General features: G+C 67.7%; 13 protein-coding genes. 3 read left to right on the top strand and 10 right to left on the bottom strand.

Annotated elements, in window-relative coordinates; genetic code table 11:
- Nucleotides 1-25: 25 nt before the first annotated feature.
- The 4 genes from CFB46_RS25040 to CFB46_RS25025 form a co-directional block, all read right to left on the bottom strand.
- Nucleotides 26-322 carry an XRE family transcriptional regulator gene (locus CFB46_RS25040; RefSeq protein WP_012338300.1) on the bottom strand — a complete coding sequence of 99 codons (297 nt, stop codon included), beginning with the start codon at nt 320-322 and terminating at the stop codon, nt 26-28.
- 74 nt (nt 323-396) lie between these two features.
- Nucleotides 397-756: a type II toxin-antitoxin system RelE/ParE family toxin gene (locus CFB46_RS25035; RefSeq protein WP_089502340.1), complete on the bottom strand. Its 360-nt coding sequence runs from the start codon at nt 754-756 to the stop codon at nt 397-399.
- Nucleotides 757-890: 134 nt separating this feature from the next.
- Nucleotides 891-1,877, bottom strand: a complete 987-nt coding sequence (gene pcaQ, locus CFB46_RS25030; RefSeq protein WP_089501628.1) for a pca operon transcription factor PcaQ — start codon at nt 1,875-1,877, stop codon at nt 891-893.
- 77 nt (nt 1,878-1,954) lie between these two features.
- Nucleotides 1,955-2,692 carry a helix-turn-helix domain-containing protein gene (locus tag CFB46_RS25025; protein ID WP_027782839.1) on the bottom strand — a complete coding sequence of 246 codons (738 nt, stop codon included), beginning with the start codon at nt 2,690-2,692 and terminating at the stop codon, nt 1,955-1,957.
- 120 nt (nt 2,693-2,812) lie between these two features.
- On the opposite strand from CFB46_RS25025, the gene CFB46_RS25020 reads away from it, so the two are divergent.
- From CFB46_RS25020 to pcaG, 3 genes are all read left to right on the top strand, one after another.
- Nucleotides 2,813-3,379 carry a YiiX/YebB-like N1pC/P60 family cysteine hydrolase gene (locus CFB46_RS25020; protein ID WP_089501627.1) on the top strand — a complete coding sequence of 189 codons (567 nt, stop codon included), beginning with the start codon at nt 2,813-2,815 and terminating at the stop codon, nt 3,377-3,379.
- A gap of 277 nt (nt 3,380-3,656) precedes the next feature.
- Nucleotides 3,657-4,364, top strand: a complete 708-nt coding sequence (gene pcaH, locus CFB46_RS25015) for a protocatechuate 3,4-dioxygenase subunit beta (protein ID WP_006489685.1) — start codon at nt 3,657-3,659, stop codon at nt 4,362-4,364.
- 3 nt (nt 4,365-4,367) lie between these two features.
- Nucleotides 4,368-4,961: a protocatechuate 3,4-dioxygenase subunit alpha gene (gene pcaG / locus CFB46_RS25010; RefSeq protein ID WP_089501626.1), complete on the top strand. Its 594-nt coding sequence runs from the start codon at nt 4,368-4,370 to the stop codon at nt 4,959-4,961.
- Between the two features lie 460 nt (nt 4,962-5,421).
- Here pcaG and CFB46_RS25005 read toward each other — a convergent pair whose 3' ends face one another.
- The 6 genes from CFB46_RS25005 to gsiB all read right to left on the bottom strand — a co-directional run bounded on the left by CFB46_RS25005 (nt 5,422) and on the right by gsiB (nt 11,656).
- A complete protein-coding gene (locus CFB46_RS25005) occupies nt 5,422-6,201 on the bottom strand; it encodes an AraC family transcriptional regulator (protein ID WP_027782836.1) in 780 nt (259 codons plus the stop codon).
- A gap of 97 nt (nt 6,202-6,298) precedes the next feature.
- On the bottom strand, nt 6,299-7,126 hold the full coding sequence (locus CFB46_RS25000) for a M55 family metallopeptidase (RefSeq protein ID WP_089501625.1): 828 nt from the start codon (nt 7,124-7,126) through the stop codon (nt 6,299-6,301).
- Nucleotides 7,123-8,205: a DmpA family aminopeptidase gene (locus tag CFB46_RS24995; RefSeq protein ID WP_089501624.1), complete on the bottom strand. Its 1,083-nt coding sequence runs from the start codon at nt 8,203-8,205 to the stop codon at nt 7,123-7,125. The genes CFB46_RS25000 and CFB46_RS24995 overlap by 4 nt, the downstream gene beginning before the upstream one ends.
- On the bottom strand, nt 8,205-9,098 hold the full coding sequence (gene gsiD, locus CFB46_RS24990; RefSeq protein WP_027782833.1) for a glutathione ABC transporter permease GsiD: 894 nt from the start codon (nt 9,096-9,098) through the stop codon (nt 8,205-8,207). Before gsiD ends, CFB46_RS24995 begins: the two co-directional genes overlap by 1 nt.
- Before the next feature lie 7 nt (nt 9,099-9,105).
- Complete coding sequence (gene gsiC, locus CFB46_RS24985) at nt 9,106-10,026, bottom strand: glutathione ABC transporter permease GsiC (protein WP_027782832.1); 921 nt, start codon at nt 10,024-10,026, stop codon at nt 9,106-9,108.
- A 67-nt stretch (nt 10,027-10,093) separates the two neighbouring features.
- On the bottom strand, nt 10,094-11,656 hold the full coding sequence (gene gsiB, locus CFB46_RS24980; RefSeq protein ID WP_089501623.1) for a glutathione ABC transporter substrate-binding protein GsiB: 1,563 nt from the start codon (nt 11,654-11,656) through the stop codon (nt 10,094-10,096).
- Between the last annotated feature and the right edge of the window lie 38 nt (nt 11,657-11,694).

Below are 11,694 nucleotides of genomic sequence, written 5' to 3'. Positions count from 1 at the left end.
GCCGTGCGCCGTTCGTTCGCGTCGGTCAGGCCGGCACCAGCTCGAAGCTGAGCCGTTTGCCGAGCGCGGCGGCCGCGCTCGCGAGCGTCGCCAGCGTGAGGCTCGTGTCGGTTTCGTCCAGCAGACGGTTGAGTGCGGCGCGGCTGGTTTTCATCCGCGCGGCCATCGCCGTTTTCGTGATGTGCTGCGCCTTCATTTCCTGCCCGATCTGCCACGCGATCACGCGCTTGATCGCGGTGGCGGTGGCCGCTTCGAGATTGCCGTCCGCTTCGAGGAAGGCGTCGAAATCGCTGCCGATATGCGGATTGTTCGTGGTCGTCATGTCGTACTCCAGGTGCATGGCGTTGCCGGCTGCCCGACCGTCGGAGACGGTGCATTCCGGCGCAACCGGGGAATTCAGATGGCGTGCGTCAGCGCTTTCAGGCGCGCGACGGTGACGTCGAGATCGTCCGACGGCGTGGCCCGCGACTGTTTGAAGAAGCCGTGCAGCAGCACCATCGTGTCGCCGACGACCGTGAACAGCACGCGCGCGCTTCGCCCCGGCACCATCACGCGGATCTCCCACAGATCCCTCGCCATCTTCCGGACCAGCGGCATGCCGAGCGGCCAGCCGAGTTGAACTGTCTTGATCTCTTCGCCGATCGCCCTTCGCTCCACTTGCCCGAGCGCGTTGAGCCATTCGCGCACCGGCTCGTGGCCGCGCGCCGTGCGGAAGAACCGCACGCCGAGCGTGACCTGAATCTGCTGTCTCGCCATCGTCTTGTCGTCCATCGTATCAAAAACGGTACGATATGCCAAGCACCCTGACGGCGGCTACTGACCGGATGGCCAATCCTGCAGCAAGGAAGGAGATCGAGCCCGGTGCATTGCCGAGCCGGTGGCCCGGTGGATCAGCGCTTGCCGCGAGCGGGATTGCGTGCCGCGCGGGGCGCCCGGTGCGGGCGCGCATCGCCGAACCGCGATCGCGCGATGTCGCGCACCGCGTCGATCAGCGTCCGCGCGACCGGCGACGGCTGCGCATCGGTACGCAACACGAGCCCGACCGGCTCGTCGGTGCCCGCCGACGGCAGCGGCAGGCGCGCCAGCGCACCGGCCGACAGATCGTATTCGGCTGCGTAGAGCGGCACGAACCAGACCGCGTCGTTCTCGAGTGCGAGCGCGCGCGCGACCGATACCGACAGCACCTCGATGAACGAATCGAGCGGCGGCGCGCCGCATGCGCCGAGCAACTGCTCGGCCGACTGGCGAATCAACGTGCCGAACGGCGGCAGCACGACCGGATAGCGTGCCAGCTCGGCGGCCGGCGCCGCGCTCGCGAGCAGCGGATGCCCGGCGCGCACGACCGCGACGAGCGGCTCGTTGTACAACTGCTCGAACGCGAGCCCGATCATCCGTTCCGGCTCCGACAGCCGGCCGACCGCGCATTCGATCGCCCCGGCTTTCAGACGCTCGAGCAACTCGGCGTTCGCGGCCGTCGCGATCCGCACGACGATGCGCGGCCAGCGTGCGCTCAGCGCCTTCATCACGGCCGGCGCGAGCGAGGCCGCGACGGTCGGCAGCATGCCGATTTCCAGCGTCGCGGCGGCGGCCCCGCCCTCGCGCGCCAGCAGCCCGACGCCCTGCCGCAGCGCCAGCACGCACGCATTCGCGTGCGGCATGAACAGTTGCGCTTCGCGGGTGGGCTGCGCGCCGTGCCGGCCGCGCTCGAACAGCTTCACGCCGAGGATCGCCTCCAGCTCGGCGATCGTCTTCGACACGGCCGGTTGCGTGATCGACAGGCTTTCGGCCGCCTTCTGCACGCCGCCCAGCTGCGCGACCGCGAGAAAGCACTGCAGGTGCCGGAATTTGACACGGCCGTCGGCGATACGGTTATTCATAACGAGTGGTTATGCGAATGACGATGAATCGCCATTTTGCATAACTTTCAGGAAAGGCCCAAGCGTTCGGGACGGCGTCATCCATGGCGCCGCAGCGCGTGGAATCCCGTCGGCTCCCAGATCCGTTTCGCGATCAGCAGGGCCGTGCCGTGCTTCTGCCCGAGCGGCGCGGACGACGACTCCGCATGCAGCGCCGCGGCCTTGCTGCTCAGCCGCCGCAGTTCCTGTTCGAGCTCCGCGGCGGCCGCATCCGTCAGCATCCCCTGCAGGAACGTCATCGTTTCGCCCGGGCCGTCGAAGCGGCTGCCGAGAAAATCGTCGAGCACGTGCGCATGGAAGTAGCGGCGAATCGGGCCGCCCGGCAGCCAGTCGAAATCGCGCGCCACGCGCACGCGAATCCGGTCGCCGGGCAGCAGCGCGATCACGTTCATCCGGTCGAGCATCAGCAGATATTTCACGCATTCGGCCTGCGTGAGGCGATAAGCCGACACGATGTCCTGCACGGTCCAGTAGTTGATCGCGCAGACGGCGACCAGCAGCAGCTTCTCGTCCGACACGAGCAACGCCTCCTGCGGCTCGGTCAGCACGCGCAGGCGCGGCGCGGACGCCGATGCTTCCTGCACGAGCTCGGCGAGCGTATAGCCGAGCAGTTGCGCGATCTCCGCGACGCGCTCCAGCGTGAAGCGGCCGCTCGCGAACAACCGCTTCACGCTCGTCTCGGAGACGTCGAGCGCCCGCGCGACGTCCCGATAAGTCATTCCCTGCGCCTTCAGCTGGCGCTTCAGCGTTTCGATGAGTTGGGCGGTTTCGGTCATATTGGTATCGGAAAATGATGCTCACGGTCGGATATTAGGCTACTCATGCATCTACATCAGCACTTTTGGATACTTGTCTGCATAATCCGCTCCGTCCTGTCATGCAACGACGGAGCCGAAATGACCACCCGAATCGACACAGCCGCCTGCGAACCGCACCACGCCGCACCGCGCGATGCCCGCGACACCGATCGCACGATGCCGCTCGCCACCGTGCGCTCGCTCGCCGCTTGCGCACATGTCGGCGATCTCGTGTTCATCCGCGTGCCGGCCGGCGCATCGGATGTCGCGACGGGCGCGCCCGGCACGTGGGCCAACCGTTTCGGCATCGTCGTCGATACGTCGGGCGACGAACCGGTGATCGCCGAATCCGCCGTGTTCGCATGGACGAAGCTCACGCTGCTGTCGCGCTTCGTCGCCCGTACCGACGGCGGACGCATCGCACTGGGGCGCCGCGTCGCGGCGGCGTCGGCCGATGCGCAACGCCACGTCCATGCGCTGGCCGAACGGCGAATCGATGCGCTGCTCGGCAGTCGCTTCAACCTGCGCGCGCGGCGCGGCTTCTGCGCGCAGTACGTGACCGAGGTGCTCGGCGCCGGCCACGCGACGGCACCGTCGGCCCTGCTGCGCGGCGGCACGCTGACGCTCGAATTCGACGGGATCGTGTTCGATCCCCGCCACCCATGACGACGGGCAGGCTCAGGGAGACCGGATAACAACGAGAACGAAAGACAAAAAACAGCGACGGGCTGGCTGGAGGGCCGTGCACGGGGTCGTCACCGACGACGCGAAGCCCGATCGCTTTTTCCGCCGGACAGGCTGCCTGTCCGGCGGAATTTTCATTATCGGGGCGAACATAACGAACAGTTATGCGATTCGCGAAAAAAGGTCATTTTGCATAACTTTCCGGATTGGTTAAAGTCGTGACCATCCCCTTCGCGAAATACCTATCAGGAGACGCCCGATGGATTCCCCCACGATCCTCACGCCGCGCGACTGGCCGTCGCATCCGGCCTATGTCCACCCCGAGTACCGTTCGTCGGTGAAGCGCGGCCCGACCCGTCCGCTGATCCCGCTGAAGGAGAAGCTGCGCGACCAGTACGCGCCCGTCTACGGCGCGGAAGATCTCGGCGCGCTCGACCACGATCTGACGAAGAACGCCGTGAAGAACGGCGAGCCGCTGGGCGAGCGAATGGTCGTCACCGGCCGCGTGCTCGACGAAGGCGGCAAGCCCGTGCGCAACACGCTCGTCGAGGTGTGGCAGGCCAACGCGGCCGGCCGCTACGTGCACAAGGTCGACCAGCACGACGCGCCGCTCGACCCGAACTTCCTTGGCGCCGGCCGCTGCCTGACGGACGACGAAGGCCGCTACCGCTTCCTGACGATCAAGCCCGGCGCGTATCCGTGGGGCAACCACCCGAACGCGTGGCGCCCGAATCACATCCACTTCTCGCTGTTCGGCGATTACTTCGGCTCCCGTCTCGTCACGCAGATGTACTTCCCCGGCGATCCGCTGCTCGCGTACGACCCGATCTTCCAGGGCACGCCGGAAGCCGCGCGCGATCGCCTGATCTCGCGCTTCTCGATGGACATCACCGAAGAAGGCTATGCGCTCGGCTACGAATTCGACATCGTGCTGCGCGGCCGCGACGCCACCCCGATGGAGCGCTGAACCATGACGACACTGAAGCAAACCCCTTCGCAGACGGTCGGCCCGTACTTCGCGTACGGCCTGTGCCCGCAGCAATACGATTACGACCTGAAAAGCCTGTTCACGCCGACGATCGCCGCGGCGCACGCCGAAGGCGAGCATGTGCTGCTGGTCGGGCAGGTATTCGACGGCGACGGCAACGTCGTTGGCGACGCGGTGCTCGAATTCACGCAGGCGGACGGCGCGGGCCGCTACCCCGCGTCGCGCGACGACATCGCGAAATCCGGCTTCACGGGCTTCGCGCGGGTCGGCACGGGCACCGACCCGCAGCAGCGCTTCGTCGTCGAGACGGTGAAGCCGGGCCGCCTCGCCGCCGACGAGGCCCCGCACATCAACGTGACCGTGATGATGCGCGGCATCCTCACCCATGCATTCACCCGCGTGTACTTCGACGACGAAGCCGCCGCGAACGCGGTCGACCCCGTGCTGAACGCGGTGCCGGCCGAGCGCCGCGCGACGCTCGTCGCGAAACGCGACGCGCAACCGGGCCGCCCGGTCGTGTACCGCTTCGACATCCGCATGCAGGGGCCGGAAGAAACCGTGTTCTTCGACGTTTGACGCATGCGCCGGCGCTGGCCGGCGCCGGGTGCAACCGCAACGCCGTGTGGCGCGATACCGACGGGCATCGCGCCACACGGCGTTTTGGAGGCGCCGTCGCCATCATTCGATGGTGCGCCGCATCGTGATCACCGAGGCTGCGGATGCTCGTCCGCATCGGCTTCCCGCCCCGATATCGAACGCGTCATCGAAACGCGTGCTGCGAAAGCACATCAATCGGGGTGCCGACACGATATCGCTTGCGCGTTATGCGGCGTATGCTTCGTTATCCACAACGAGCCGACAGGATTGAATCGGACGAGGCAACAATGACATGAATCATGCGCGACGCTGCCCGACAGGCGGCCCGCGCATTTTTTCAGACGGAGTGCCTTTAAACGCGTCCGGCCGAAGGTGGCGGGCGCGTATTTTTTTGCGCGACGGCGCGCGTACGGGCGCGGCCTGCGCCGGGCCTTGGCGCCTAGCGGCGCATTTCCAGATACCGGCTCGGCGTGTCGCCCAGAATGCGGCGAAACGCCGACGTGAACGCACTCGCGCTCGCGTAACCGAGATCGAGCGCCACGCGCGTCACCGGCTGCCCGTCGGTCAGGCGGGAAATCGCGGCGAGCATGCACACCTGCTGGCGCCATGCGGCGAAACTCACGCCCGTCTGCGCGCGAAACTGTCGCGTGAACGTGCGCCGGCTCACGCCCGCGTCGGCCGCGACCCGATCGAGATCGGCGTCGATCGACGGCGCGGCGAACAGGTGCCGACACACCTTCGCCAGCCGTGCGTCGGCCGGCAGCGGCGCATGCAGCGACAGACGCGGCATCGTCGCGATTTCCGCGACCAGCAGATCCATCAGCTTGCCCGCACGGCCGTCGACGTCGTACATGGCCGGCAGGTCGACCGCATCGTCGAGCAGTTGCCGCAGCAGCGGCGACACGCCATACACGCCGCACTGGGTCGGCAGCCCGGCCGCCTGCGCGGCGTCGATGGACACGAACGCGTTGAGCATCGTGACCGGCCCGGTCGTCGTCAGTTCGTGCCGCACGCCGGCCGGCACCCAGCACGCGCGCTGCGGCGGCACCAGCCAGCGCCCGTGCGGCGTGGACACGCTGATCGTGCCGCGCGACGCGAAGGCGAATTGCCCGCGTACGTGCGCGTGATCCGGAAACGTCGTGCCCGCCGCGAAGTCGTTGGCGAGCACGACCACGCTCCGGGGAATGTGTTCGTAGGGATCCAGCAGCGTATTTCTCAAGGCCCGAATTCCATCATCAATGACCCGCTATCGAAGGCGGCCCGCCCCGCCGTGATCGGTGGGCCGGCCACGCGCCGGCGGCATCGCGCGGCGCGCGTCACCGCAACATGAACGACATCGCCGACAGGCTGTTCAGCGTGCGCACCGCATGCTCGACCGACGGCCCGTCGAAACGCAGCGTCACCGCGTCGACGCGCTCGAGCGACGGCAGCACGCAGAACAGGTCGGCGAGCGCGGCCGTCTGCACGCGCAGCGTGCACGCGGCCGGCGCGGGACGATGAGCGCCCGCGCGCCGGCCGGACGACAGCGCATGCGTAACCGTCTCCCGTGCGGCGGTCGCGATGCGCGCGCACGACGCGGACGGCGTGAGCGTCTCGCCGCTCGACGCGCCGCCGGCCGTCTTGACCGTCTCGAAACGCGCGTCCGGAAACAGCGGCTGCGTTTCCTCGGCGAATACGTCGTCGCCCGTCGCCAGCGCGACATGCGCGCCGTATTCGCGCGCCAGCGCACCGTACAGCCCGGCTTCGCCGAGCTCGACGCCGTTCAGCCACACCTGCGTGAACGCAAAGCTGTTGATCGTGTGCGCGAGCACGCCGCGCGTCTGCGATTTCGCGTGATAGCCGATCATGAATACGAGATCGGGCTGCTGTTCGAGGCCCGCCATCATTCCGAGCGTACGCGGCTTGCCGAGGACGACGCGCGCCCGCGCATCGAGCCCGTCGGGCAGCAGGTTGCGATAGCCGCCATGCGAATCGTTGACCCAGACGGCCTGCGCGCCGCCGGCAAACGCGCCTTCGATCGCCGCGTTCGCCTCGGCGGTCATCCAGCGGCGCGCCCGCTCGTATTCCGGATTGCCGGCGCGCGTCTGCTCGGTGGCGAATACGCCGGCGACACCCTCGATGTCGGTTGAAATCAGGATCTTCATGACAGAGTCGAACGTCCTTCGTTGTCTTCGTTGAACCACCGGTCGAGATCGGGCACCGCGTCGCGCAGCGATTGCCGCGCGTGGCCGTCGCGCCCGGCGACCGTTACCGCCTGCAGCAACGCGTCGGCGATCGCATGCTCGACGCTTTCGGCCGCGGCCATGAACAGCGGATCGAGCGCCGCATCGGCCACGAGGGCCGGCAGCGCGATCGTCGATGCGTCGTGCGCGATCGTGTAGGCGGTCGAGAAGGCGAGCGCGATGTCGCCGCTGCCATGCCCGTACACGGAGCCCGTGCGGGCCAGCCCCGCCGCCGCGCGGCGCGCGAGCCGCGACAGTTGTCGCGCGTCGAGCGGCGCATCGGTGGCCAGCAACAGGATGATCGAGCCCTGCTCGGGCGGCGCCGGTTGAGCGGCTTCGGCCGCGCGCCGTTGCGCGACGATGCGCCCGAGCGGCACGCCGCCGAGCGTCAGCATCGGCAGCCGGCCGAAATTCGCGAGCACGAGCGCGCCGACCGTATAGGGCCGGCCGGCCGCGACGGCCACGCGCGATGCGGAACCGATCCCGCCTTTCAGGTCGAAGCACGACATCCCGCGTCCGGCGCCCACCGCGCCGCGTGCGACGTCCCGCGACGCCGCGCGGCATGCGTCGTCGTAATGCGCGCCGGTGACCGCGAATGCCTGGATATCGTTCAGGTAACCGTCGTTGCACTCGAACACGAGCGGATTGACGGTCGACCAGTCTCGGCCGATCCGCGGATTCGCCGCGATCGCCGCACGGATCTGCGCGTGGGCGACCGCGCCGACGCCGAACGTATTGGTCAGCGCGATCGGCGTATCGAGCGTGCCGAGCTCGTCGACCTGCACGAGCCCTATGCTCTTGCCGAAGCCGTTGATCACGGCCGCCCCCGCCGGCACCTTGCTGCGGTACACGTCGCCCGGATGCGGCTTCACGACGGTCACGCCCGTCTGCACGTTGCCGGCATCGAGCGTGCAATGGCCGACCGTCACGCCCGGCACGTCGGCGATCGTGCCGCGCGGCCCGGCCGGTAGCGTCGCCGTCCACATCGGTGCAGCCCGCATCAACGGCGCTCCAGCTTCGGGTCGAGCGCGTCGCGCAGCCCGTCGCCGAGCAGGTTGAACGCGAGGACGGTCAGGAAGATCGCGAGGCTCGGGAACACCGCGATGTGCGGCGCCGTCACCATGTCCGCGCGCGCCTCGTTGAGCATCGCGCCCCACTCCGGCGTCGGCGGCTGCGCGCCGAGCCCGAGGAACGACAGGCTCGCGGCGGTGATGATCGACGTGCCGATCCGCATCGTGAAGTAGACGACGACGGACGACACGGTGCCCGGCAGGATGTGCCGCATGATGATCGTCCAGTCGGACGCGCCGATGCTGCGCGCGGCCTCGACGTAGGTCATGTGCTTGAGCATCAGCGTGTTGCCGCGCACGAGCCGCGCGAACGCCGGAATGCTGAAGATCGCGACCGCGCAGATCACGTTGATCATCCCGTTGCCGAGGATCGCGACCACGCCGATCGCGAGCAGGATGCCCGGGAACGCGAACAGCACGTCGGCGATGCGCATCGTGATGCGGTCCCACCAGCCTTCGTAATAGCCGGCGAGCAGCCCGAAGAACGTGCCGATCACCGCGCCGAGCGCGACCGAGAAGAAGCCGGCCGCGAGCGAAATGCGCGTGCCCGCGATGATCCGGCTGAAGATGTCGCGGCCGAGCGAATCGACGCCGAACCAGTGCACGGCCGACGGCCCGGCGTTCAGCGCGTCGTAGTCGAAATAGTTCTCCGGATCGAACGGCACGATGTGCGGGCCGACGAAGGCGAGCACCACGAGCGCCAGCACGAAGCCGCCCGCGACGAGCGCGACGGTCTGCTTGCGGAACTTGCGCCAGAATTCGCGCCACGGCGTGCGGATCGCGGTCGGTGCGGCCGGCGCCGCGGGCTGGACAGTCGCGTTCATGCGCCCCTCACTTGAACCGGATGGTCGGGTTGATGACCGCGTACAGCACGTCGACGGTCAGGTTGATCAGGATGAATTCCAGCGAGAACAGCAGCACGATCGCCTGGATCACCGGGTAGTCGCGCATCGTCACCGCGTCGACGAGCAGGCGCCCGAGCCCCGGCCAGTTGAACACGACCTCGACGACGATCGATCCGCCGAGCAGAAAGCCGAACTGCAGCCCCATCATCGTGACGACCGGGATCATCGCGTTGCGCAGGCAGTGCTTGAGCACGACCATCGGCTCGTGCACGCCCTTCGCACGCGCGGTGCGCACGAAGTCCTCGTTCAGCACCTCGACGAACGACGCGCGCGTGAAGCGCGCCATCACGGCCGCGACCGCGGCGCCCAGCGTCAGCGACGGCAGCACGTAACTCTTCCACGAGCCGTCCGGCACGACCGGCAGCCAGCCGAGCTTCACCGAGAAGATTTCCATCAGCAGCATGCCGAGCGCGAACGCGGGGAACGAGATGCCCGACACCGCGAGCGTCATCCCGAGACGGTCGGGCCAGCGATTGCGCCAGACCGCCGACGCAATCCCGATCGCCATGCCGAACAGCGTCGACCACACCATGCTGACGAGCGTCAGCATCAGCGTCGGCATGAAGCGTTCGCCAATCTCGGTCGAGACCGGCCGCTTGCTGCGCGTCGACATGCCGAAATCGCCGTGCGCGATCTTCGTGAAGAAGTTCGCGAACTGCGCGGGCAGCGGCCGGTCGAGCCCGAGATCGGCCCGCACGAGCGCGATCGTCGCTTCGTCGGCTTCGGGGCCGGCCGCGAGCCGCGCGGGATCGCCCGGCAGCAGGTGCACGAACAGGAACACCAGCACCGCGACGATCGCGAGCGTGGGCAGCAGGCCGAACAGGCGTTTGACGAGGAAATTCAGCATGGGACACCGATCGAATCAGCGCACCGGCGGCTCGCGCCGCCGGCACTGCGTGGCGGACGAACCGCCGTCATTTCAGCGAGATCTCGTCGAAGTTGAACGAGCCGTCCGGCATCACGTATGCGCCCTGCAGCCGCTTGCTGCGCGCATACACGATCTTCTCCTGCACGAGGAAGATCCACGGCGCGTCGGCCCAGATCTGCTTCTGCGCATCGGCGTAGAACTCGGCCTTCTTCGCGCGATCGGTCGTCTCGAGCGCCTTCGTCAGATCGCCGTCGACCGCGTCGTTCTTGTAGTACGCGGTGTTGACGAGCTTCGGCGGCGCGGACGCGCCGGCCAGCAGCGGCGTGATCGCCCAGTTCGCTTCGCCCGTCGACGACGACCAGCCGATGTAGTACATCCGCACCGGCGCCTTCGCCGGATCCGGCGCGCTCTCGACCTTCGCGACGCGCTCGCCGGCTTCCAGCGCCTGCACCTGCACCTTCACGCCGACCTGCGCGAGCTGCTGCTGCACGAATTGAATCGCCTTCTGCGACGTCGAGTTGTTATAGGCCGACCACAGCGTCGTCTCGAAGCCGTTCGGATAGCCGGCTTCCTTCAGCAGCGCACGCGCCTTCGCCGGGTCGTACGGCCACGGGCCGAGCTTCGTCGCGTAATCGACGCCCTGCGGCACCACGCCGGTCGACGGCGTCGCGAAACCGGAGAACGCGACCTTCGCGAGCGCTTCCTTGTTCACCGCGTAGTTCAGCGCCTGGCGCACCTTCGGGTTGTCGAACGGCTTCTGCAGCATGTTCAGCGACACGTAGCGCTGCACGATCGACGGCCGCTCGACGACGTCGACCTTCGGGTTGCCCTTCAGGTCGGCCGCCTGCTCGAACGGAATGCGGAACGCGAAATCGGCTTCGCCCGTCTTCATCAGCGCCGCGCGCGTGTTGTTGTCGACCACCGGCTTCCAGTCGATCGCGTCGATCTTCGGATAGCCCTTCTTCCAGTAGCCCGCGAACTTCTTCACCTTCAGGTCGTCGGTCTGTTTCCACTCGACGAACTCGAACGGCCCGGTGCCGACCGGATGCAGCGCGATGTCGCGGCCCCACTTCTTCAGCGCGGCCGGCGAGATCATCACGGCCGACGGGTGCGCGAGCGTGTTGATGAACGCCGAGAACGGCTCGCGCAGCGTGACCTTCACCGTGGTCGGATCGACGACCTCGGTCTTCTCGATCACGCGGAACATGTTGTAGCGCTTCAGGTGGTTCGCGGGATCGGTCACGCGGTCGAAGTTCGCCTTCACGGCCGCCGCGTTGAAATCGGTGCCGTCGTGGAACTTCACGCCCGAGCGCAGCTTGATCGTGTACGTCTTCGCGTCGGGGCTGGCTTCATAGCTCGTCGCGAGCACGTTGACGAGCTTCATGTCCTTATCGAAGCCGAACAGCCCCTGGTAGAACGACTTGACGACGGCCTGCGACACCGTGTCGTTCGCGTCGTACGGGTCCATCGTCGTGAAGGTCGAATCCACCGCCATCACCGCGGTCTGCTGCGCGTACGCGGGCAGCGCGGCCGACAGCGCAAACGCGCCGGCGAGCGCGACGAAGCATGCGCGCGGACGAAACATCGGAAACGGATGCTGCTGGGTCATTTTGCTGGGCTCCTATCGGTGAATCGGTGACGCCTCAC

The sequence above is a fragment of the Burkholderia sp. HI2761 genome, from assembly GCF_002223355.1.
Classification (GTDB): Bacteria; Pseudomonadota; Gammaproteobacteria; order Burkholderiales; family Burkholderiaceae; genus Burkholderia.
Note: the sequence above shows the minus strand (reverse complement) of the source record. Positions and strands in the feature narration are given on the sequence as shown.